A 23,770-nucleotide genomic window follows, 5' to 3' on the forward strand; every position below is an offset into this window, starting at 1 on the left:
CTGCTTTTTGTCTTGAGATTAACCTATGCCAGTATCGAAAATAAGGCCTTAAATATTTTTTGCATTATCATACTACTAAATAATTCGGCTAAAAATCATCGCAAATAATAGCGTATACTCTTACCTTGAATATATTCGATTACCTTATTATTGATTAGTTAATTAAAGAGAACTCATGTTTGCCAATATCCCCTTACCTGCTACTGACGAAATTATAGATTTAATGGCACGTTCATCTAAAGATGAAAGGCCTTTTAAAGTTGATTTAACCGTAGGCGTTTATAAAGATAGCCATGACAAGGTCGTGCTAATGCAAGCAGTAAAGCAAGCCGACCAACAGCTCGCCAATGCTGGACGAAATAAAAGCTATGTGGGTTCAAAAGGTGATCTTGAATATGTGCAATTACTACAAGCAATGGTGTTTGCAAACCAAGCAGTGAATGGCTACATCAATGGCATTCAAACCGCCGGTGGCAGTGGCGGCTTACGTGCCATATTAGATTTAATTAAGCTTGCCAACCCTGAGGCCAAAATTTGGGTAAGTGACCCCACCTATGCCAACCATATTCCCACCATTATAGCCGCCGGTTTAGCTTATGAGGAATACGCTTTTATTAACAAAAAAACCATGATGCTTGATGAAATGGGCATGTTCAATACGCTTGAAAAATTAGGCGAAAATGATGTTGTACTCTTGCACGGCTCTTGTCATAACCCTTCAGGATTGCGCTTAACATTGCCACATTGGCAGCAAATTGCTCAGCTCTCAAAATCTACTGGATTTTTACCCTTAATCGACACCGCGTATCAAGGCTTTGCCGACGGATTAAATGAAGATGCGGCCGGTTTACTGACTATCGCCAATACGGTTGAACGCCTAGCACTTTGCGTAAGTTGTTCAAAAAACTTCGGTTTATACAGTGATCGAGTCGGTGCGGCTTATATTTTAAGTCCAACACAAGAAGAAGCAGACAAAGCGCAAGCTCAACTTGCTATTATGAGTAAAACCACTTATTGGGTACCACCCTCTAATGGCGCTGAAATTGTAAAAACCATTGTTAAAACCCCTGAGCTGAGAAAAGTGTGGTCGGATGAACTGGCACAGATAAATATTAAAATTAAAGCCATAAGAGCAAAACTTTGCGCTGCCTTTCGTCAACACTCAGGCGATAATTATTTTGATTATATTTTATCTCAAGAAGGCATGTTTTCTATGTTGCCAGCAACCGCAGAGCAAATGGAAATACTCAGAGATCAATATGCCATATACGGTTTAAATAACGGACGCATTAATCTGGCATCAATTCCAGAGCAACATATTGATTACTTAGTCGCCAGCGTTTTAGCGGTCACACGAGTTGAGCAATAAATAGCTCTATTTTACAGCACACTTGATAGCTTAGAGAGAAAGTCAGTCTTTTAACTAAGCTTACTTTTACATATCGCCATATAGCTTTAGGCCATTTTTTTGTCGCTCGCACTTCAGTCCATCAAGCGTTAAACAGGAAATTAACCTGATAGGCACAATATGAATAGCCAAGTTAATGCTGTCTAAGGCGGCAGCCATTAACGACAACAGGGCCAAATAAATCAGGTGCAAAACATTAACTGTCCTTAATGTTTTGTCAATAAACCTTGATGCGGCGGCAAATATAGCGATAATCGGGCAAGGTTTTATATGCTGAGTTAATTAATTGCAATTATTAGAAGTAGAATGTCTAGGAAAAACACTAAGATTAGAAGGATCAATGGCCGGATGGCAGCAAGTATTTTGGGATGAACAATGTGTCTCACAAATTAATGCTCATGTCGACAGTGAGTCATTTACACATAAATTTACCCTACAAAATGAGCATGGTGAATTACCCGTAGAACTCAAGGGTTCACTGCAATGGCAGCCTTTTTCGCTGCAATTTCAACTGTTAGTCAATAACGAGCTGTTACACGACAATAGCCTCAATGAAAAAGACATAGAGCAACGTCAAATCGTCAAAGGGGAAAAGCAAGCGATTAAATTTAGTTTAGTCGGTATGGCTGGCCTTGGCTTGAAGCTATTGAAAAGTGCCAAGGTGGTTAAAGTGTTATTTGCTGCCGGCAGTTTGGCGGCTTATAGCTGGTTATTCTCGATTGAGTTTGCCATCGCACTTATTCTTTGCCTCGTTTTTCATGAATATGGTCATATTAGAGCGATGAAATACTTTGGCTTGAAAACTAAAGGCATATATCTCATCCCCTTTGTTGGCGGTTTAGCGCTGAGTGATGACAAAATTAATACCCGCTGGCAAGACATTGTTATTTCAATTATGGGGCCCTTTTTCGGCTTAATACTTTCTATCGCTTGCTTAGTGGGTTATTGGCTGACCGATATAGAAATACTAGCCGGCTTGGCAGTATTTAATGCCCTGCTCAATTTATTTAACTTATTGCCTATCTTGCCGTTAGACGGTGGCCATGTGCTGAAAAGCATCGCTTTTTCAATCAACTCTAAAGTTGGTTTAGTCGCTTGTGCCTTAGGCGCAGCGCTAGGTATTTATATCAGTTATTACTTTGGTTTAGCCCTGTTAGGCTTTTTACTGGCTATTGGTAGCATAGAAATATTTTTTGAATATAAGCGCCGACATTTAAGCCAGTTACTGCCCCTTAATCGCTATGCACAAATTGTCTCCGCATTATGGTATGTCGTTACCGTTGGGGGTTTATCTGCCATTATTTGGCTAGTGGGCCAAACAGGCAATGACGCATTGTCGCTACCACTTAAAATATTAGGCAGTTAACATTTGTCCGTTCACATAGTCAGTAGTTAAGCTGAGCGAGGGCTAAGTTGGCTGGCAATTGATGTTATCAACTTAACCCGCTAAAGCTCTTCTTACGCTATAGCAGAGCGCAAATCAAAGCGTTAAGCGTTAAAGCTTAAACTTAAGCTGACGACACAAATACGGCTTGAAAAGGAATAGTTTATGATTTCAAAAAAAGTAAGAGAGTTATTTGTCTCTTTAATGGAAGCAAGCGATGACTCACCCGTGGCTTATGATCAAGAAACTGAACAATACTGTGGCGTATTCAATAACCTAGTTGTTGATAAGTATATTGCACTCGGCGCGTTTGAACTCGTTGAGGATGTAAATGGCCCCAGCACCATTTTGCTCAATAACAGAGATGACTTTTTAAGCTCATTCGCTGCTGGCGTCAGAGAAGCGAAGAACGGCAGTGATCAAGCTTACGCCGACTACAACGCCAACCCATTTGCCTTTTCAGTCGGTTTTGAGCATTTCCATCAAATCGCCAAGAAAAAACGTCCGCAAAGCGGTTATATCTGTCATGGTTTTGAACGTGATGATAGCGGGTTAGTCCATCTACAATAACAGTCAAAAGAATCATCACAAGAATTCAATCAAGTATCAGTGTTACCTAAACTGGCTCCATACAGGGATTAAATTAATCGTCACTTGTCTTAAAATTGCTCAGTTAGACAAGCCAGTTGTTCTGTTAATGCCGCCACTTGTTGCTCTAACACGGTTACTCTCTGGGCTAGTTTATCATCACTTGCCAAGGCAATATTTTCTGTTTGAGTGACACTCGATTCAGCTAAGTCCCCTTTAACTAAGTCCCTTTGAGTTAAGTTCCTTTGAGCTAAGTCCCCCACATCAAGGTCTGAGAGTAAATGTACATAGCGGGAATCCCGCTTTCCTGGCTCTCGTTCGAGTTTTTTGACTAGCCTTTGATTGTTAAGGTTTTGTAATTGATTTAAGGCCGCTTCAACTTCACTGACATCAGCAAAGTCAGCTAGGCGGTTGGTACGTATTCTTAACTCTCCTGGTGTTTGTGGCCCTCTTAGGAATAACACGCAAATAATGGCTCTTTGCTGGGCTGAAAAGTGTAAATTGCCAAATTCAGTATTACAAAAGCGATGAAAGTATTTATTTACTCGGCTTGAAGCTTTTTGATCTATCATTAACTGATTCATTTGTACCAGTTCATCAACAACGTTTTGCACCTCATTTTCTGCCAGTGACATCACAGGTTCACGATTACTTTTTTGATTGCAGCCTAAGGTAATACTGTTGATAGAAAGAGGACATTGCTCCGGTGTTGTCGTTTCTTTTTCTAGCATCACGCCGATAATGCGGCATTGCACTGCGGATAATGAAATCATATTAAAAGCATCCTTATTAAAACCTCTAGTTATATCAAGCAATTGGCACCTTTACTATGTAATCTGCATAATTACTTATAAAAAAAGCATAGTTAAAACTAAGCTTATGTCATTATAAGTAAAGAATAAATGACGCTAAGGCCTCGCCAACCCTATTTATTTTGTTAGACTAGCCGTACAAAAATAATACTAATGATAAAACGGACTTTATAAATGGACTTGATGGCGAAGGAAAATACTCATGCGATACGCCAACTTCCTAAGTTAAAATCGCTACTTAAAAAATATCGACAGCATAAAAGCATGCAATCAGGTTTGTTACAACTGGCTGAATTATCCAGTTCAATAACCGATCTAGACGCATTTTATCACGGTCTTGAATCAGTGATTAAAACCTTACTGGCTACTGACAGTTTCAATATAGCCTTGTTAAACCCTTCTAACGAATTACAATTAGCTTACTGCCATAATCCGGTAGAAAAGCGTTTACATGAAGATTTTGATTTAGCTAAAGGACGAAAAAGTCTAACCGGCCTAGTTTTACAACGCCAAGCACCACTACATTGTTCTGCCAAAGAAAGAATGGCACTGGCCAAAGCGGATAAAATTGTCTTGTATGGCTCAGTATGGGCAGATTGGCTTGGTGTGCCATTGAAACGTGGCGAACAGGTTATCGGTGTTATTTCTCTACAAAGTTACGATAAAAGACGCTGCTTTTCTGAGAAAAACTGTCAAATTTTAGAGTTTATTGCTGAACATTTAGTCACGGCTATAGATCGCGTTCGAAGTAGAGAGTTATTAGCGTCTAGTATTCACCAACATACCGTTAAATTAACGCAAACCAATCAAGAGTTACAGCGTGAAATTGTTGAAAGACAATTAGCCGTTAAAACACATCAAGTGCTGCTTAATATTTCTGAGCTAACAACAAAATCGCAAGCTATATCAGAATTTTATCAAGCCTTGCATGACGAAATCAATAAGCTATTACCCGCAAAAAATTTATATATCGCATTATTATCTGAAAATAAAAGCCAATTAAAATTTCCTTACCATTGTGATGAGAAATTTACACAGCCCGCGACGAGAAAGCTCAGCGACGGTTTGTCTGAAATGGTCATAAGAAAGGGTAAACCTATTCTGTTAAGCAATAGCAAAATTTACACCTTAGCGGCAGAGGGTGAAGTCACAGAAGGTGATTTTAGCACGCCATATCCTGATTTCGGTTTAACACAGGCTTGGCTGGCCGCTCCTTTATCTCATCAGGGTGAGATTTTTGGGGTTATTGCTATCCAGCATTATCAAGACAAAAATGCTTATCATAGTAAAGATCTCGAGCTTATGCGTTTTGTTAGTCACCATATTGCCATTGAAATTTTACGACAAAAAACCCAACAACAAGCAATAAAAAACCATGAAGTGCTTGAAGAGAGAGTTAATAAACGCACCCAAGAACTCCAAGCAACCAATCTCAATTTACGTATGCAAATTGAAGAACGTCGAAAAGCAGAGGCACGTTTGTATCATGAAGCGCATCATGATGCGTTAACACAACTACCGAATAGATCGATGTTTTCAGAGCATTTAACCTATGCTATTCAGCATTTAAAGCGTCATCCTAGCCATAACTTTGCCATTTTATTTATTGATTTAGATCGCTTTAAAATGATCAACGACACGCTAGGACATCACGCTGGCGATCAATTTTTAATCGAAATTGCGCGCCGCTTAGGCCATTGTGTGCGCGACAATGACATTTTAGCCCGGTTAGGTGGTGATGAATTTGTGGTGTTATTAGACTCATTACAAGCACCTGAAGGTATTGAAGAAATTGCATCTCGTATCATTACATCAATTGCGCAACCCTTTAAACTTGAGGGTCAGACCTTGTATTCAAATGCCAGTATGGGTATTGCTCAAAGTCGAGTTAGCTATAAAGATGCCAGCGAAATATTACGTGATGCTGATGCAGCTATGTATGAAGCAAAAAGTTTAGGCCGCGGTCGATACGTTTTCTTTGAGGACAGCATGCGGGAAAAAATTATTGCCAGCATGACGCTTGAGCAAGAATTAAGGCAAGCTATTCAAGGCAAACAGTTTGAGTTACATTATCAGAAAATTTCAGATTTAACCTCAACTAAAACTATAGGTTTTGAAGTGTTTTTACGTTGGCAGCATCCAACCAAGGGCTTATTAACCCCGAGTGAGTTTCTTTTTATGGCAGAAGAAACTGGTATGATTTTGGATATAGAAACTTGGGTGATTGAACAAGTTTGTATGCAATTAAAACGATGGCAACAATCAAAAGAATATGAGCACACTTATATTGGTGTCAACCTATCAGGCCGTCACTTAATTCAAGCGAACCAATTAGCAAAATTACTGGCTTTAATTAGTGCTAATACGGTGGAGCCTGAACGACTGATTCTCGAGTTTAATGAATCTGCTTTTGCTCGACATACCGAACTCGCACTTAAAGGCTTACAGAGATTGAAAGAGCTTGGCGTTAAGTTAGCTTTAGATGATTATGGTGCTGGTTTATCGTCGCTTAATTTTTTACATAACTACCCATTTGAATTTATTAAACTCGATCGCAGTTTTATCCATACTTTAAATCACAATGATACAAACTTATCTTTAATTAAAGCTTTGCAGGAACTGGGGACAAAATTTGGCTACCAACTAGTGGCTGAAGGCATTGAATCTAAAGCCATGTTCAAGAAGCTACAAACCCTAGGTTGTCAATTTGGCCAAGGCTATTATATTAACCGGCCAGGAAAAATAGCGGACAATAATGTTGAAAATGAAAATGAAAATGAAAATGAAAGTTATCTTGATACACACAGTAATGCTATAGCAATTATTTAGGCCTAGTTTAACGCTCAACTACGTTAACGCTAACCCTTGTGAAAAAAGCCTTCAATGCGTAAGGCAATACCTGGGGTTGTGTTGTAATTTTCTTGCTCGGGGAACTCGACAAAAGGCTCTATTTCAAAAAACAACCAATCGCGCAAGGCATTAAAGCGGTATCGATAACTTAAGGTGTACTTATCAATAACAAAACCTCGTGCGCCGTTGCGTTCACCTTCAGCTTGTAAGCTCAGCACTGATGCCGTGGTGTGATTTATTTGATCTAGTTTATAAAAACCATGCTTCCAGCGAATACCACTAAAGGCCGCAGAGCCTCGAATACTATAATTGAGACGAAAAAGTGATTTGCTACTTAATTGATAATCGTACTCCAGCAATAATTTAGCGCCAAAGCCATCATTAAGGTAGTAATACATTGACGGTTCAACTAAAAAACCTTGCTTGGGATTGATAGTTAAGCGACGTTGATGTTTTGCTCTAGCAAATATATCTCCACCTGAAATACCCACACGATAATTCATTAACCGATCATTTTTTTTATCTCGTGTATAGTTTAGTGCTAAAGAAAATTTTTCTTCTTCGGTGCTCGAATTGGTGTTGACTGACTCTAGCGGTAGATTGTTTAGTTCATCATCTGTTTCGTCAGATAACACCACACTAACTCTGTCTTGAAAATGCGGCAATTTAACACGCAATCGAAAGCGTGGCTTGATTTCACTCCAGTCACGACTTTTTGGCAACCAAGCAAAACTAATTTTTGCGGTTGTTTTTGGATTTTGTTGTTCACTATCATTTGCAATAAAAAAACTATCAAACCATTGCGCAGATTGATAAACGGAGTCAGCAACCGTTTCATGCAGTCCTTGCATCCAGTGTTCAGCTTTTCGTTCAGCTTTTCGTTCAGCGGGCGCTTTTACTTCTGCTGAAGCATAAGCTTGTGCTGAATTTGCAAATGCAAAGTAAAATAACACTAGGCAAAAATGCCAATAACACTGATTTTTACAATACATTCTTATCAAATTTTGTTTTACCTCACTATTTATCATATCAGTTGGTGATTTTTTTTCTATAAACTTTATAATGAAATCAAATAAATTATAGGAGTTTTTTATGGGCGGTATAAGTATTTGGCAATTATTAATTATTGCGGTCATTGTCGTATTGTTGTTTGGCACAAAAAAAATACGTAATTTGGGCACTGATTTAGGATCAGCAGTGAAAGGTTTTAAAAGTGCAGTAACTGACGATACAGCAAAAAAAGAAGACGCTAGCCAAGAAGATTTAGCTAATAACGACAGTTTAGGTGATAAAACAGCCAAAGAAAGTACTGTGGCTGAAAAAGAGAAAGACCAAGTCTAATGTTTGATATAGGTTTTTGGGAACTACTATTAATTGCTATTATTGGCTTGGTCGTACTAGGCCCCGAGCGATTACCCGTAGCAATTCGTTCTGTGCGTAGCTGGATAAATAGCATGCGTAATTTTAGTGAGGGCGTTAAAAATGAACTCACCGAAGAGCTGCGTATCCATGAACTGCATGCTAATTTAAAGAAAGCTGAACAAGCTGGCATGAAAGACTTATCACCAGAAGTTGCCGCGTCAGTGAAGTCACTAGAAGAAGCGGCAGCAATGGTCAATAATCCTTATCAAACAGCTGAAAACACAACAGACTCGTCTGAAAAAGTTACACAGCTCGATGATAATAAAAATGAAAAGCAGGGTAAATGAGTTCAGCCGTTAAACAAAATCACACATTATTTGATCACTTATTAGAACTGAGAACACGATTATTGCATGCAGTGCTAGGTGTTTTGGTTGTTTTTTGTTCGTTGATTTACTTTGCCCAAGATATTTACCAATATGTCGCAAAGCCACTTTTGGCCGTGATGCCAGAGGGTACGCAAATGATCGCGACTGATGTAGCATCACCTTTCTTTACGCCATTTAAACTCACCATTGTCTTATCAATATTTATTGCCATGCCATACATTTTATATCAATTGTGGTCGTTTATTGCGCCGGGTTTGTATAAGCATGAAAAACGTTTAATGGCCCCCTTAATGCTGGGTAGTACCTTATTGTTTTATGGCGGTATTGCGTTTGCTTACTATGTGGTGTTTCCAGTTGCTTTCGCCTTCTTTTCTTCGGTAGCACCCGATGGCGTTACCATAGCAACAGACATTAGCAGTTACTTGGATTTTGTTTTAAAACTATTTTTTGCTTTTGGTGCCGCATTTGAAATCCCTATTGCCATTATATTACTGTGTTGGACTGGAGTAACAACTCCAGCTAGCTTGCGCACTAAACGCCCTTACATTGTGGTCGGTGCATTTGTCGTTGGTATGTTGTTAACACCACCAGATATTATTTCTCAGACCATGCTGGCATTGCCCATGCTACTGCTATTTGAGTTAGGCATTATTATCGCCTCTGTTTATTATCGAACAGAGGAAGAAACAGAATCAAAGGAAGAACAATAATGAAAAATATGACTATTATAACGCTTGCAATTTTGACCTTGTTATCATTAACAACAAAAGCAGAAACACTTAATGGCAGTTTAGCCCAATGTCTAAAAATTCAAGACAGTTTAGCGCGTCTGGTTTGTTTTGATGACTTAGCTGAGCAAGCTGTGCCAGCCGTCAATGTGATCGCTAAAATGGAAAAAAATGCGCCCGAGACTAAAGCCGACACTAGCGTAGCTCCTACGTCGACAAAAGTAGCAGACTTTGGTGCAGAACATTTAACCACATATAAAGTAGCTGAAGAAGACCAACAGCTTGTGTTGACTGTTGAGAAATTAAGTAAAGATCACTACGATAAATGGCGATTCACCTTTACCAACGGTCAACAATGGCAGCAAACTGATAATGACTTTCTTAAAGTTGAAGTCGGCGATAGTGTCTTACTTAAAAAAGGCTTTATGAGTGCGGTTTATTTGAAGAAAAATCACCCAGATTCCAATCGAACAATTCGTGTTAAACGCTTTAAATAATGAGTTTATAATCCCTTGATTGATATTGGTGTCAACTTAACCAATACGCGGTTTGACAAAGATCTTTCTGCTGTTATTGCCCGCGCTAAAGCAAAAAACATTAATGCCTTACTTGTTACTGGCACTAATATTTTTGCAAGTAAGCAAGCGATTGAGCTTTGCCAGCACTATCCAGACTACTTATATAGTACTGCCGGTATTCATCCGCATGACGCAGACCATGCCGATAAAAACTTCCAACAGCAACTGGCTGATTTAGCTGAAAATAGCTGCGTTAAAGCTATTGGTGAGTGCGGACTAGACTTTAATCGTAATTTCTCAAGTGCCGTCAATCAGAAAGACGTTTTTACTCAGCAAGTGGCGTTAGCAGAGCAACTTCGATTACCCTTATTCTTACATCAACGTGATGCCTTCGAGCCTTGGTTTGAAATTTTAAAGCCTTATATTGCTAGTATTCCCGCAATGGTTTCCCATTGCTTTACCGGCAATCAAAAAGAGTTACAGCAGTGCATAGATGCTGACATGTATATTGGCATTACAGGTTGGCTTTGCGATGAGCGTCGTGGTCAAGAGTTACGCGACATTGTGCCTTTTATTCCACTAGATCGACTAATGATCGAAACAGATGCGCCTTATCTAACGCCAAGAAACATTCGTCCAAAACCCAAAAGTAGCCGTAATGAACCCAGCTACTTACCTTATATTGTCACTGTGTTAGCCGAATTAATGGGTTATAGTGAACAGGAAATTATCAAACAAACAACCCTTAATAGTGAAAGCGTTTTCAATTTAAGTACTCGCCATGCGTAATTTATACCTCACTATGATTGCTTTTTTTATTGCCTTGTTAATACTTGCTGTGGTAAATGCTCAAGGTATGCTTTTGCTTGCTAAGCCAAGTTGGTTATTACCCTTACCTATACAGCATATGTTTATCGGTAGCAGTTTGCTCCTGTCTTTAATGTGCTGTACTTGGGCTAGCGCCATGCGTAGTTGCAGTATGGCAATTTTAGCGTTATTTTTTGCCCTAAAATCACTGAGTATTTTGGTTGCTGGTGGCATAGCATTTTTTGGCTTATTCACTGACAATATTTATCTCCTCAATACTGAAACTTTACTACTCGCCAACTTGTCTAATATGCTGCTTTTCAGCTTTACGATTAAATTATTTCCCCTAAAAACGTCAGATAAGAATAGCGATCAATTGTTACTCGCCTTAGCCATTATCATGGCGATTATGGTGCCCTTAAGTTATATGTTTAACGATAGAACTACTTGGTTATTAACCCAAATATCCATCAGTATTAGCTTGCTTGCGCTACTCTATGTTACTAGTACTATCACAAAAAACAGGGGTCGTTTGCCAAAAATATATTCACTCATTCTGCTGGTGCAATTAAGCTTTAATATTATTACTTATTTACTCTATTACTGGCACTTTTCTGCTCAGATGATCAATGGTCTGGATATGCTGACTTTTTGGTTTATGGCAATTATGATGAGCTATTTGATGGTGCGTAAATATTATGACCATATCCGAGATGAAAAATCAGCTCAACAACAAGTGTTAGCCAGAGCCAAAGTATCCTACATTACTCAGAAAAAGTTGTTAGCTTTGCAAGATGAAAGTCAAGAGCAATTGGAAAATCGAGTGCAAGAAAGAACTTTAGAGTTGAATATTGCCCTGCAAGAATTAGAATTAGTCAATCAAACGTTAAAAGAGAAAAATACCCTTGATGAATTATCAGGGCTTTATAATCGTCGTTATTATGATGAAAAAATAATGGCAGAATTTAGGCGTAGTCGCCGTAACTTAACCCCACTTAGCCTGATCTTGATTGATATCGATCATTTCAAAAACGTGAACGATAGTTATGGCCATTTAACCGGTGATAAATGTATTGTGGAAGTGGCTAGTATGATTAACCTTGTATTACGCCGCAGTACTGATGTTGCTTGTCGCTATGGTGGTGAAGAGTTTTGCTTGATCCTGCCTGAAACAGACGAAAAGTGGGCTTTAGCTTTGGCAGAAGAAATTTGTCAAAGTGTGCGCCAGCAACATATTTTCAACCATGAAAATGTTATTCATTTAACCGTCAGTTGTGGTGTGACAACGTATCAGCAAGAGCAAGGTGTGACACCTGAAATTATCTTTGATAAAGCAGATAAAGCCCTCTATAAAGCTAAGCAAACGGGTCGAAATCAAGTACAAGTAATACCCATTGAAATGATGAATCTGTCAACTTAGTGCTTCCATAGCGATTTGATAAAAAGAAAAATATGTTAAGTATAGTTCTTTATCATACATTTTTAGCCTCTATTTAATGGCTACTGATATCCCTAGGAGCCCGCCTAAAAAGCTTATAGGCAAAGTTGTGAATACATTAACTCAATGGGCATGGCTATACGTATAGAAAAGTAAAATTAAATTATTATAGGAAATAAGTATGAACAACGTCTTTGGCCAATATCCCGCCCGTCGTATGCGTCGCATGCGCTCTGATGACTTTTCACGACGTTTAATGTCAGAACATCAACTGAGCGTCAATGATTTGATTTACCCTGTTTTTGTCTTAGAAGGTGAAAACCAGTGTGAAGCTATTGCCTCTATGCCGGGTGTCGAACGCAAGAGTATCGATCTGTTATTAGATGAATGTCAGGAACTGGTAGATCTAGGTATACCTGCGATTGCCATTTTTCCAGTAACCCCAGCGGATAAAAAGTCACTGTTGGCTGAAGAAGCTTATAACATTGATGGTTTGGCTCAACGCACCGTGCGAGCAGTGAAGGCAAAGTTCCCAAGCTTAGGTGTGATCACTGATGTTGCCTTAGACCCATTCACTACCCATGGTCAAGATGGCATTATCGATGATAGCGGTTATGTACTGAATGACGTGACTAAGGATATTTTAGTTAAACAAGCCTTGTCTCATGCACAGGCGGGTGCTGATGTTGTTGCTCCTTCAGATATGATGGATGGTCGTATTGGCGCCATTCGTCAAGAGTTAGAGCTGCACCATTTTGTTAATACGAAAATACTGGCTTATTCTGCCAAATTCGCCTCTAGCTACTATGGTCCGTTTCGTGATGCGGTAGGCTCTGCAGGTAATATCAAAGGGGGTAATAAATTTTCTTATCAAATGGATCCCGCCAACAGTAATGAAGCCTTACATGAGGTCGCACAAGATATTCATGAGGGTGCAGATATGGTGATGGTTAAGCCAGGTATGCCATATTTAGATATTGTGCGCCGAGTAAAAGATAATTTTCAAGTGCCGACTTATGCTTATCAAGTCAGTGGTGAATATGCGATGCACATGGCCGCAATTCAAAATGGCTGGTTAGCAGAAAAACCTTGTGTAATGGAAGGTTTGTTGGCCTTTAAACGAGCCGGAGCAGACGGCATTCTTACCTATTTTGCTAAGCGAGTAGCGCGTTGGTTAAAAGAAGAACAAAGCGCGTAAACAGCCGTTGAAATACTCAAAGCTGTGCTGAATTTACTGTAGTTAATAGTCGTGCTATATAGCACGGCTTTTTTATGCTCAGGAACAAGGGGCGATTTTTTCTTCCAGACGCTAATAATTGTAATAGTTAAGGGTACGAGTTTGATGATTTTTCAGTCTGGCGTGGCCAATACGCTTAATTCATTTTCACAGTCAATGTGCAAGCGATAACCTAGGCGGGCAATATGGTCATTTTCTTGCTTTAATTCATCATGAATCAGCGCGTGTTGCATGAGCCAAACTTTGGGTAAGGACAAGTGCAAAGCTTTCTCATTGAGCCTTATGCGGTAGTTTGGTAATTTATCGTCTTTGCGGCGACGGCACAACTTTACCGCTAAGCGAAGAATAATTAATAATTTTGTCGCACTTTCAGCGTCTATCGCTGATTGTTGTTCAATAAGCAATTGGTTGATATCACCTTTATAAAGTGTGACCAAACTAACCAATAATTGCCGATCTGATTGACTAAAACCCGCTAGATCTGCATGAGTAAGAATATAGGCACTGTGCTGTTGATGGTATTTGTATTCAAGCAATAAACCTATTTCATGCAAGTCCCCACTGGCCAATAATAACTCTAATGCATTACCCTCAGGTAAATGCCATGTGCTTTTCAATTGGGTAAACAGCGTGTGAATTTGCCGCTTAACACTATCGGCATGTTGTTGATCAATATGAAAACGTTGGCTTAACGCTTGGATAGTACGCTGGCGAATATTAGTCTTGTGGCTATTGGGTAACATTTCATATAATAAGCCTTCACGTAAGGCACCACTAGAGAGTGTTAATTGTTGAATAGAAAATTGTTGAAATAAGGCAATGAGAATAGCTAAGCCACTGGCAATCACAGGGCTTCTCTCTGTTGATAAACCAGGTAAATTAATATCCTTGATATACTCAAAGGTTTGTAATTGTTTTTGAACCTGATAAAGAAAGTCCAATGAAAGCACACTAGGCTTATGTTGATAAATCAACATTTCGGCTAATGCTTGCATAGTACCTGAACCCCCTAGTACGCATTGCCAACCGATATCACAAAAACTAGCTTTTACCGTGGCAATAGTCTGTTCAGCTGCGGATATTGCATGAGCGAAGTTTTCAGCTGTAAGCGTACCATCAGGAAAATATTGTTGATTATAAGTGACGCAACCCAAGTTAAGGCTATGGGCTTGTTTGACCCTAAAGCCTCGGCCAACAATAATCTCTGTACTAGCACCGCCAATATCTAAAACTAAGCGTTTATCTGCGCTATAACTGGTATGAGCTACGCCAAGGTATATATGCTTAGCTTCAGCAATGCCACTTAACAAGGTGACTTTATGCCCCAAAACCTTCTCAGCTTTGGCCATAAAATCAGCACGATTATGCGCTAACCTTAAGGTGGCGGTGGCAACAATTCGAATATTTTCTTTGGGGATGTCTTGCAGGCGCTCGGCAAAAAAACTTAAACATTCTAAGCCTTTTGCCATGGCTTGCTCAGACAATATGTTTTCTGCACTCAGGCCAGCAGCAAGGCGCACTTTACGCTTTACTTTGTCAACAACCTGCACACTATCGGCCAGTTGTCGAGTGAGCAACATATGGAAGCTATTGGAGCCTAAATCGACCACGGCATACAGAGGTGATAAAGTCTCCATTGAAGTGGTCGTCATTAATTAGCTGTTCCTTTGAGGCCTAGTACCTGGATTGCGGCTTCGATTTTGGCCACCATTGTGAGGCTTATGACGACGCGGGCGTGGTTTAGGTCTTGGTAAGTCGGTCAATAGTGCATCATGATTATATTTACTGACAGGTAATGAATGATCAATGTAGCTTTCAATTGCGGGTAAATTAAAAACATATTGCTCGCATGCTAAGCTAATGGCATGGCCAGTAGCACCCGCTCGACCTGTACGGCCAATACGATGTACATAATCTTCACAATCATCAGGTAAGTCGAAATTAAATACATGAGTCACGGCTTCAATATGTAAACCACGTGCCGCTACATCGGTAGCGACTAAAACATCAAGTTGCCCCGCGGTAAATTGCTCTAAAATCTTCAGACGTTTCTTTTGAATAACGTCACCGGTAAGCATACCAACGCGAATATTATCCGCTTCAAGGTGGGCATATATTTTTTCACAAACATGTTTAGTATTGGCAAAAATAATCGCTTTATCTGGCCAATCTTCTTCAATCAATGTTTGTAGTAAAGACATTTTATCTTCGTTAGAAGGATAAAATAGCTCTTCAGAAATACGAACATTGGTTTTCTGGTCGGGTTCTACTTCAACACTGTCAGGATCGTTCATGTGTTCAAAAGCTAATTCTTTAACCCGAAAAGATAAGGTAGCAGAAAATAGCATACTTAAACGCTCATTCGCTGCCGGCATTTTTCCAAACATATAACGAATGTCTTTAATAAAACCTAAATCGAACATACGATCAGCTTCATCAAGTACCACAACTTCGATATTACTAAGGTTATAAATACCTTGTTTTAAGTAATCAAGTAAGCGACCACAAGTGCCGATCAAAATATCTACACCTTGTTCAAGTTCTTGGCGTTGACTTTCGTAACCTTCACCACCATATACAATACCAAGGCGTAACCCGGTACTTTTTGCCATTTCAATGGCATCGCGATGAATTTGAATAGCAAGCTCACGTGTTGGCGCCATAATTAAGGCACGCGGTTGATTGTGGCTAACATCTTTTTTCTGTAATAAATGATGAAATGTTGCCGCTAAAAAGGCAATAGTTTTACCTTCACCAGTTTGCGCTTGACCGGCAATATCTTTGCCCGTCATGAGTATAGGAAGAGACTTTGCTTGAATTGCAGTACAATATTCAAAGCCCATTGATTCGAGGCCGTTTACCACGGTAGGCTCGAGCTTAAGTTCGGAGAACTTTATTTCTGTTAAGTGTGTTTTTTTCATACCGCTAGCTTAACAGGTTACGCTATTAATAAAAATTAGATTCACATAAAAGCCTTAATAAATTGATAGCATTAGTTGATTTTGAAATAAAACGTCGATAACTGTTATATATCAATGTTGGTAATTGATGGTGATGAAGGTATAATCTTAACCAATTGGCGATAGGCCACCTTTAATGGAGATATAAATGAGCGATAAAATTGTTCAGTTAACAGATGATAGTTTTGACACTGATGTAATCAATGCATCAGGTTTAGTCCTAGTTGATTTTTGGGCTGAATGGTGTGGTCCATGTAAAATGATCGCGCCGTTGTTAAATGACGTTGCTGAAGAATATGCTGGTAAATTAACTATCGGTAAATTAAACATTGATCAAAATTCTAACACTCCACCTAAATATGGCATTCGTGGTATTCCTACGCTGTTACTATTTAAAGATGGCGTTGTCGCTGACACTAAAGTTGGTGCGTTATCAAAAACTCAATTAAAAGAGTTTATTGATAAGAATTTATAAAAAAAGGCCCGAATAATCGGGCCTTTTTGTTTTTTAGCTAAAGATCAACTAAGTGATCCTTTACGGCTTTGCTTTTTAATGCTAAATTTAGATTTCGAACAAAAGAACATCTCAAAACCATACTCAAACATCCTAAATCGCCAAACGGCGCAGCATAACAACCTAAATAGTCTAAGAACCCACCACTATGAATCTTAATGAACTTAAAGAAAAGTCGATCAGCGAACTAATTCAGCTCGCAGAATCAATGAAATTGGAGCATTTGGCTCGTAATCGCAAGCAAGACATTATTTTTGCCATTTTAAAAGCCCATGCTAAAAGTGGTGAAGATATTTTTGGTAGTGGTGTTTTAGAAATTCTACAAGATGGCTTTGGCTTTTTGCGCTCAGCAGATTCTTCTTATTTAGCCGGTCCTGATGATATTTATGTATCACCAAGCCAAATACGCCGATTTAGCATGCGTACCGGCGATACTATTAACGGTAAAATTCGCCCACCAAAAGATGGCGAACGTTATTTTGCACTATTAAAAGTTAATGAAGTTAACTTTGATCGACCTGAAAATTCTCGTAATAAAATTCTTTTTGAAAACCTAACACCTATTCACCCAACCAACCGTATGACGATGGAACGCGGTAACGGTTCGACTGAAGATATTACCGCACGTGTGTTAGATTTAGCTTCACCGATTGGTAAAGGACAACGTGGTTTGATCGTTGCGCCACCAAAAGCGGGTAAAACTTTATTACTACAAAATATTGCCCAAAGCATTGCCCATAATCACCCCGATGCTGAATTAATGGTATTACTGATTGATGAGCGCCCAGAAGAAGTAACAGAAATGCAGCGCTTAGTTAAAGGTGAAGTTATTGCTTCTACCTTTGATGAGCCAGCGAGTCGTCATGTTCAAGTAGCAGAAATGGTTATTGAAAAGGCAAAACGTTTAGTTGAACATAAAAAAGATGTAGTTATTTTACTGGATTCAATTACTCGACTAGCACGTGCGTACAATACGGTTATTCCATCATCAGGTAAAATATTAACCGGTGGTGTTGATGCCAATGCCTTACATCGTCCAAAACGCTTTTTCGGTGCAGCGCGTAATATTGAAGAAGGTGGTAGCTTAACCATCATAGCAACAGCCCTTGTTGATACCGGCTCTAAAATGGATGAAGTGATCTACGAAGAGTTTAAAGGCACTGGTAATATGGAATTACACTTATCACGCAAAATTGCGGAAAAACGTGTTTTCCCAGCCATTCATTTTAACCGCAGTGGCACACGTCGTGAAGAGCTATTAACTAAGCCTGATGAATTACAAAAAATGTGGATATTACGTAAAATTGTCCATGAAATGGGTGAAATTGACGCGATGGAATTCATGATTGATAAACTGGCGATGACAAAAACTAATAATGAGTTTTTTGATTCGATGAAGCGCCAGTAATACCGAGATAAACATTGTTTAATAATGCCAGCATTTGCTGGCATTTTTATATCAGCAATAAAATTACCTTCTTATGTAATTGAAAAATAATTGCGACTGCTAAGTTGGCCTAAATATTTGATATCCGTGTTACTTTCAATCACCCTCGCCCGCTATTGCTCAATAATATGCTTTTGTTATTTTATCTCGAGATACATGCCCAGAAGCGATGCTCTTAGATAGATGTAAAGTAGTCGAGTAATATAGGATTCATTATCGAGCTCGCTAGGAACTGTCATATCAGCATCAATCGAGCGGATATAAAGCAGCTTTAATATTGCAATGACGATCAAGTCAAAAAAATAATTTACATGATATTACTATCAATTAGGGGTTTTATCGTTCAACCGTTATAATACCGACAAATTTTTGGTCAAATTATAATAGAATGGTTTAATAGATTTCACCAATTAATTAGAGAAATTAGCAAAACTAAAGTCTCTTAGTCAGACCATTTAAAACCAGTATTTAGTTAGTCTAATTGCTGTAACTCATACACTAATAATACTGTAGCAAAACAACAAGCAGGCAGTAATAAGGTACAAAATAAATGAAAGTAATTACATGTCAGGTAGCGTCGTTAACACCATTAACAGAGCATGTTTATAAGGCGCTTTTAAAGCCAAGTCAGCCTGTTGATTTTTCTGCCGGACAATACTTAAATTTTGTAATGAGTGACGATGATAAACGCCCTTTTTCAATTGCTAGTGCCCCGGGTGCACAATTAATTGAATTACAAATTGGTGCGTTTGGCTCAGACAGTTATCCAATGCAAGTTATTGAGCACATTAAAGCCAACACTGAAGTTACCATCGAAATGCCGTTGGGTAATGCACAATTACGCGAAGAAAGTAAACGCCCGTTATTACTTATTGCCGGTGGTACAGGATTTTCATACATAAAATCTATGTTTGAATATTTAGCATTACAGCATTCTGAACGTGAAGTTATCGTTTACTGGGGCTTACGTGACCCAAGTGCGTGTTATGAGCTAGAGCAAACAGCGGCCATCATTAATAAGTTACCCAAGGGTAAATTTACCCCCGTAATTGAAGCACCGAATGAAAATTGGCAAGGTCGCACAGGCATGGTACATAAAGTGGTAATGGCAGAAGTTAACAACTTAGTCGATTATGACATTTACTTAGCAGGCCGTTTTGAAATGGTCGCTGCCGTGCGTGAAGACTTTGTTAAACAAGGCGCATTAATTGAACATATGTATGCTGATGCCTTTGCTTTTATTTAATAACAATTTTATTAAATTATTGGCCACTTTTAGTGGTTAAAATAGCCTAGGGTTATTCTGGTGAGCACATGGACGTGAATACTTGGGTTTAGTCTAAAACAATTAACACCACCCTTAATTTATTTTCTGCGCACAACTAGATCACAAACCTCATGGAACAGATATAAAGTGTAGGTGCCAAAGGTGAGGTTAAGCGAATAATGAATAATTCAATTTCAGTTGTTACAAATTAAACAAAGCTAAAAATTAATAATAGGCCCTTTCGCATTAGCTAAGTAAGTATTTGCCAAAAATACAAAGTCGTCAATTGAGCCATTTAAATTGCTTGCGGCAATAAATAGGTGCGCGCCAAGTGCATGATGTAATATCTCACTATGATGCAAAAAAGCGGCTAATGGCCCTTTAATGATGCTACCATCTTTTAAAACGTAAGGTTCAAAATTTAAAATACCTTGCTCAAAGGTTAGCAATTGATGCTTAATACAATAGTGAATCAGGGGCTTTTGTTCGTGAATCATCCGGTTGGCTAAACGCAGCGAGATATTGTTTGCTATGCTATCTATCGAACTTAGTTTTATGCCAACGTAATTTAATTCTTCACGGCTGATGCCGACCGTATTGGTCACGCAATGTATGTTGCGGATCTGTTGCCAATTAAGTTGCCAACGACCATGACGATGATGAAAAGTTAAGGTTTCAGCTGTTAGGATCAAACTGTGTGCTGGTTCAGCTAACTTTAGTAAACCGATAAATATCGTCACTAAGCAAGCGAGGACCATAAACATTAAAGGAAAGCGGGCTTGCTGCCAATAATAGCTGCATAGCCAAGCCATAATAAGTAAAGCTATAAACCCAGTTAAGGTGATAAATAAACCATGATGACGGGCGATGGCTTTAATTTTTATGACATTATTATTTTTTTTCATAAGTTTTTATGATGGTAATTAATTAATCTTATTTAAAATTTGTGCATAATTTTTTGATTCGTATATACTTTGCGCGTTTTGGCTGCGAAGCAATAATTTTGTAGTAATTTAACTTAATAAACCAAGTAAAAGGTAAACTCATATGACAAAGACTAAAGTAAAAAAACACCAAAAAAATCAAGGTGGTTGTGAATTAGGCCGTGGGGTCATTAAAGATAATTTTTTAGCGGCTGTTGTTACGTCAAGATTGTATAAACAGCAAATAGTTACCGCTAAAAAAGGTAAGGGTGCTTATCAAAGAACACAAAAACATAAAGGACAAGAGTCCTATTTAATAGCGGTTTAAGCCCTTAGGTTATAACCATTATTAAATAGGGCTTTAAGCTTTATATATTTACCTACTGCTGATCAGTACCTGTTAGCCGCGAGTCATAATGCGTGAATTTTTCTCAGGACTTGATTCGCCTTTTCAAGTTGACCTTGGTGTTCAAGGACTTGTGAAAAAGCCAATAAATCGACTTTATCATAATGCTGCTCTTCCAAGTTGACTAAGCTATTAAATGCCTTTTCTGCTAACAGCCATTGCTGTGAAACCTTGGCAAAGTGGGCAACCAATGACAACCAAAGGGCATTTTTTGGCGCACTGTGTAAGTGTTTCTGTGCCGCCGCCATTAGCTCATCAGCTTGGGTAATAGGTAATGTTCTGACCGCTTTTAACAGGTTAATTGCCGCCCCTTTCTTTATTATGGGTAATAATAATTTGGCTAAAGGTGCATTAACTTGGTTTTCTGCCAAGACCTGACAATAAGCAAGCACGACTGTTTCTAACTGCTTCACTTTCTTCGGCAGTTGCTGATAATAATCCATCAAAGCATTATTATCATGTTGTTTAATTTGACTATTAAAGGCGCCGTAAAACGCTTGCTGTTGCCATTGCGTGATAGTTTTTGGACTAATAGATTTTTGTTTTTCCACGGTGTTTAACTGCTTAATAACATAGTCAAAACGCTGTTCAATTAAGCTTAACTCTATTTCTAACGATAACAGCCGTGCGTCATGCCCAATATGCTTATGGTATTGATCGATCACTGTACGTGCTTGTGGGTAATTATGCTGACCGATCAGTAATTTAATTTTAATTAATACCGTTTCTAATCCTGGGTCTTTTAAGCTGCTAGTGGTTTGTTCTAGCAAGGATAAATAGTGGTCTGTGTTTGGTTTTAACGCTTGTTTTTGCGCAGCATCTGCGGCAACAAGGTAAGCGATTTGCTCAAAAGATGATGCCTTAGCTGATGATTTAGCTAATAAGTGCTCTGCTTGTTTATAGTCACCTAACACATAGGCTGCGATGCCTTGGTTAAAATCTTTCAGCGCACGTCGACGACTAGCAAAAGCAATTTTATTCCAAGCGGCGAAGCTAAAATTTAGCCCGCCACGGAAAAATTTAAGGCTAAGCAGTAAGGTAATAAAAATCAGCGTTAGCATGATAACGCCAGCAACCACAGTCGATTCTATCACAGTTCCACCAAAGGATATTTGCATATAACCAGGGTCACTAATAAGTGTTGGAGCAACCGCGACTAATGCGATGATGAACACGATCAGTATAATTATTTTTAGCATTACGCGCCCTCTTGCTGATCAACAGCAACCGGCTCAGTGACGGTTTCTGTTAATACTTCAGCCGCACTAGGCTTTTCTTTCGAAGGTATCACAAGCTGCTTTTTATTAGATAATAACTGTCTAACGGCTGCTAGAGAATCTAATCTATTCGGGTATTCAGCGCTAATAACTTCGTTTTGTAACTCTAGAATAATATTTGAGAAGTTCTGGTTACCAATATCGCTCATATCAAAATAATCTTTGAGCCAATGATTAATTTCATTTAGCGATTGCTGATAAATTTCTTGATTCATTTTACTGGCTGCCCATATGGCAGTTTGTAACTTCAAGTTTAAATTTTCACGTAAATTTTGTCTAAAATCGGGAGACATTAATGGCTTCGAATCTGCTGATTTTTTACTAATAGTAAGAAATTTAGCCGTGATACTGTGCCATGTTTTAGCAAGGTTCTCCCGCCAATCACTCGCATTTTCGCTTAATTCATCATCGATTTCTTGGTCATTATTTGCTGAAGTATGAGTCTTTATTAACGGTAATTGCTGAGTTTGTTGAGCCAGTGTCATCAGTTTTAAAATAGCGTTATCTGTTGTTAGTGTCGGTAGTAATACTAGCTTGGCGATATCCTGCTGAATAATTTGACGTAAGGCGAAAAACTGGGGGTCATTTAATTGTTTAATACGTAAGTCGGCGTCATTAAGTAAGCTAATAGCGGCACTGGTTTCTTTTTCTAACCACAAGCTTCTTGACGCTACTCGAATAAGGTATTCCGCTTCTTGTAACAACCAATCACTAGGTTGATTGTTACCTAAACTTGCCACTTGCTGCTGTAATTGTGCCAGCGCTTCACTGTGACTTTTTGTCAGATTATCACCTTGTTCAAGGTTTTTACGCAGCGCGTTTAGCTCCGCAGTATTGGCTTGTTTACTTTGTGAAAATTGCTCAGCAATACGCTGTTTATTGTCTAACTGTTGTTGGGAAATTTGCTGCTGATTTTCGACTAATTGGCGCTTTACAAGCTCATTAAGTTGTAAGCTATATTGAGCTTTTTGTTGTTCACTCCAATAATAATGACCCGCACTGGCAGCTATAGCCAATAATGCAATAATTAAGGCTACCACTGCCGTTTTTGAAGTTTTCTGCGTACTTTGCTTAGCATGGCTTGCTGTGCTTTTTTCTGCCCGCGTTGCCGTACCGACAGTTGTCGACTTACTTGATGTGCTAGATGCGCTATTTTTCACAGGTGCTGTGCTCTTATCATGGTTTTTATTTGATGATGGCTGAGTCTCCCTGGTGCTTTGTGCAGCAGTGGCCTTTGTTTTAGCTTCAGTTATATTTTCAGCTTTATCTGGAGATTTTTCTGGATTATCAGCCGTTGCCGGTTTATTCGAAGACGCTGCTAACGGTGAGCTAACATTGCTTGACGCAGATAAGTCAACTTGTTGTTCAACGTGCTTGTCGACCGCTGCAGTATTATTATCGGCTTTGGTTTGCTCGGGTGGTTTTTTATCGCTCATGAACTGATCCCATCTTACA

22 protein-coding genes are annotated in these 23,770 nt (G+C 38.9%); 15 read left to right on the plus strand and 7 right to left on the minus strand.

Annotated features, from left to right (window positions below; translation table 11 throughout):
• Nucleotides 1-175: 175 nt before the first annotated feature.
• From H4J54_RS18040 to H4J54_RS18050, 3 genes are all read left to right on the plus strand, one after another.
• A complete protein-coding gene (locus H4J54_RS18040; protein WP_182192336.1) occupies nucleotides 176-1,369 on the plus strand; it encodes an aromatic amino acid transaminase in 1,194 nt (397 codons plus the stop codon).
• 325 nt (nucleotides 1,370-1,694) lie between these two features.
• Nucleotides 1,695-2,774 (plus strand): site-2 protease family protein, encoded by a 1,080-nt coding sequence (locus tag H4J54_RS18045; protein WP_182192337.1) that lies wholly within the window; start codon nucleotides 1,695-1,697, stop codon nucleotides 2,772-2,774.
• Nucleotides 2,775-2,957: 183 nt separating this feature from the next.
• Nucleotides 2,958-3,362, plus strand: a complete 405-nt coding sequence (locus H4J54_RS18050; protein WP_182192338.1) for a hypothetical protein — start codon at nucleotides 2,958-2,960, stop codon at nucleotides 3,360-3,362.
• A gap of 89 nt (nucleotides 3,363-3,451) precedes the next feature.
• Here the strand turns inward: H4J54_RS18050 and H4J54_RS18055 are convergent, their stop codons facing one another.
• The gene (locus H4J54_RS18055) at nucleotides 3,452-4,153 is read right to left on the minus strand and encodes a YceH family protein (RefSeq protein WP_182192339.1); all 702 of its coding nucleotides are present in this window, start codon (nucleotides 4,151-4,153) and stop codon (nucleotides 3,452-3,454) included.
• Nucleotides 4,154-4,375: 222 nt separating this feature from the next.
• Between H4J54_RS18055 and H4J54_RS18060 the strand changes: the two genes are divergently transcribed.
• Nucleotides 4,376-7,021 (plus strand): EAL domain-containing protein, encoded by a 2,646-nt coding sequence (locus H4J54_RS18060; protein WP_182192340.1) that lies wholly within the window; start codon nucleotides 4,376-4,378, stop codon nucleotides 7,019-7,021.
• Between the two features lie 29 nt (nucleotides 7,022-7,050).
• Here H4J54_RS18060 and H4J54_RS18065 read toward each other — a convergent pair whose 3' ends face one another.
• Nucleotides 7,051-7,995, minus strand: a complete 945-nt coding sequence (locus H4J54_RS18065) for a hypothetical protein (RefSeq protein ID WP_182192341.1) — start codon at nucleotides 7,993-7,995, stop codon at nucleotides 7,051-7,053.
• Between the two features lie 139 nt (nucleotides 7,996-8,134).
• Between H4J54_RS18065 and tatA the strand changes: the two genes are divergently transcribed.
• From tatA to hemB, 7 genes are all read left to right on the plus strand, one after another.
• Nucleotides 8,135-8,383, plus strand: a complete 249-nt coding sequence (gene tatA / locus H4J54_RS18070; RefSeq protein WP_182137184.1) for a Sec-independent protein translocase subunit TatA — start codon at nucleotides 8,135-8,137, stop codon at nucleotides 8,381-8,383.
• The gene (gene tatB, locus H4J54_RS18075) at nucleotides 8,383-8,751 is read left to right on the plus strand and encodes a Sec-independent protein translocase protein TatB (RefSeq protein ID WP_182192342.1); all 369 of its coding nucleotides are present in this window, start codon (nucleotides 8,383-8,385) and stop codon (nucleotides 8,749-8,751) included. The genes tatA and tatB overlap by 1 nt, the downstream gene beginning before the upstream one ends.
• Entirely contained in the window at nucleotides 8,748-9,503 is a 756-nt protein-coding gene (tatC, locus tag H4J54_RS18080; protein WP_182192343.1) for a twin-arginine translocase subunit TatC, read from the plus strand. The genes tatB and tatC overlap by 4 nt, the downstream gene beginning before the upstream one ends.
• Nucleotides 9,503-10,018 (plus strand): hypothetical protein, encoded by a 516-nt coding sequence (locus H4J54_RS18085; RefSeq protein WP_182192344.1) that lies wholly within the window; start codon nucleotides 9,503-9,505, stop codon nucleotides 10,016-10,018. Before tatC ends, H4J54_RS18085 begins: the two co-directional genes overlap by 1 nt.
• Nucleotides 10,019-10,033: 15 nt before the next feature.
• Entirely contained in the window at nucleotides 10,034-10,828 is a 795-nt protein-coding gene (locus H4J54_RS18090; RefSeq protein WP_182192345.1) for a TatD family hydrolase, read from the plus strand.
• Entirely contained in the window at nucleotides 10,821-12,266 is a 1,446-nt protein-coding gene (locus H4J54_RS19615; protein ID WP_259367059.1) for a diguanylate cyclase, read from the plus strand. Before H4J54_RS18090 ends, H4J54_RS19615 begins: the two co-directional genes overlap by 8 nt.
• Nucleotides 12,267-12,465: 199 nt before the next feature.
• Nucleotides 12,466-13,482, plus strand: coding sequence for a porphobilinogen synthase (gene hemB / locus H4J54_RS18100; RefSeq protein ID WP_182192346.1), 1,017 nt, complete (start codon nucleotides 12,466-12,468; stop codon nucleotides 13,480-13,482).
• A 152-nt stretch (nucleotides 13,483-13,634) separates the two neighbouring features.
• On the opposite strand, the gene H4J54_RS18105 is transcribed toward hemB, so the two are convergent.
• Nucleotides 13,635-15,173, minus strand: a complete 1,539-nt coding sequence (locus H4J54_RS18105; protein ID WP_259367060.1) for a guanosine-5'-triphosphate,3'-diphosphate pyrophosphatase — start codon at nucleotides 15,171-15,173, stop codon at nucleotides 13,635-13,637.
• Nucleotides 15,174-15,176: 3 nt separating this feature from the next.
• Nucleotides 15,177-16,442: an ATP-dependent RNA helicase RhlB gene (gene rhlB, locus H4J54_RS18110; RefSeq protein ID WP_182192347.1), complete on the minus strand. Its 1,266-nt coding sequence runs from the start codon at nucleotides 16,440-16,442 to the stop codon at nucleotides 15,177-15,179.
• Nucleotides 16,443-16,629: 187 nt separating this feature from the next.
• Here rhlB and trxA point away from each other — a divergent pair, with 187 nt between their 5' ends.
• From trxA to fre, 3 genes are all read left to right on the plus strand, one after another.
• Nucleotides 16,630-16,956 carry a thioredoxin TrxA gene (gene trxA, locus H4J54_RS18115; protein WP_126670492.1) on the plus strand — a complete coding sequence of 109 codons (327 nt, stop codon included), beginning with the start codon at nucleotides 16,630-16,632 and terminating at the stop codon, nucleotides 16,954-16,956.
• Nucleotides 16,957-17,143: 187 nt separating this feature from the next.
• Nucleotides 17,144-18,403, plus strand: coding sequence for a transcription termination factor Rho (gene rho, locus H4J54_RS18120; protein WP_182137176.1), 1,260 nt, complete (start codon nucleotides 17,144-17,146; stop codon nucleotides 18,401-18,403).
• Nucleotides 18,404-18,992: 589 nt separating this feature from the next.
• Entirely contained in the window at nucleotides 18,993-19,688 is a 696-nt protein-coding gene (fre, locus tag H4J54_RS18125) for an NAD(P)H-flavin reductase (RefSeq protein ID WP_182192348.1), read from the plus strand.
• A gap of 239 nt (nucleotides 19,689-19,927) precedes the next feature.
• Here fre and H4J54_RS18130 read toward each other — a convergent pair whose 3' ends face one another.
• Nucleotides 19,928-20,614, minus strand: a complete 687-nt coding sequence (locus H4J54_RS18130; RefSeq protein WP_182192349.1) for a DUF2982 domain-containing protein — start codon at nucleotides 20,612-20,614, stop codon at nucleotides 19,928-19,930.
• Nucleotides 20,615-20,756: 142 nt separating this feature from the next.
• Here H4J54_RS18130 and arfA point away from each other — a divergent pair, with 142 nt between their 5' ends.
• Nucleotides 20,757-20,960, plus strand: coding sequence for an alternative ribosome rescue factor ArfA (gene arfA / locus H4J54_RS18135; protein WP_182192350.1), 204 nt, complete (start codon nucleotides 20,757-20,759; stop codon nucleotides 20,958-20,960).
• A gap of 83 nt (nucleotides 20,961-21,043) precedes the next feature.
• Here arfA and H4J54_RS18140 read toward each other — a convergent pair whose 3' ends face one another.
• A complete protein-coding gene (locus H4J54_RS18140; RefSeq protein ID WP_182192351.1) occupies nucleotides 21,044-22,237 on the minus strand; it encodes a heme biosynthesis HemY N-terminal domain-containing protein in 1,194 nt (397 codons plus the stop codon).
• Nucleotides 22,237-23,751 carry a uroporphyrinogen-III C-methyltransferase gene (locus tag H4J54_RS18145; RefSeq protein WP_182192352.1) on the minus strand — a complete coding sequence of 505 codons (1,515 nt, stop codon included), beginning with the start codon at nucleotides 23,749-23,751 and terminating at the stop codon, nucleotides 22,237-22,239. Before H4J54_RS18145 ends, H4J54_RS18140 begins: the two co-directional genes overlap by 1 nt.
• Nucleotides 23,752-23,770: the final 19 nt, after the last annotated feature.

Source organism: Colwellia sp. MB3u-8, from assembly GCF_014076985.1.
GTDB lineage: Bacteria > Pseudomonadota > Gammaproteobacteria > Enterobacterales > Alteromonadaceae > Cognaticolwellia.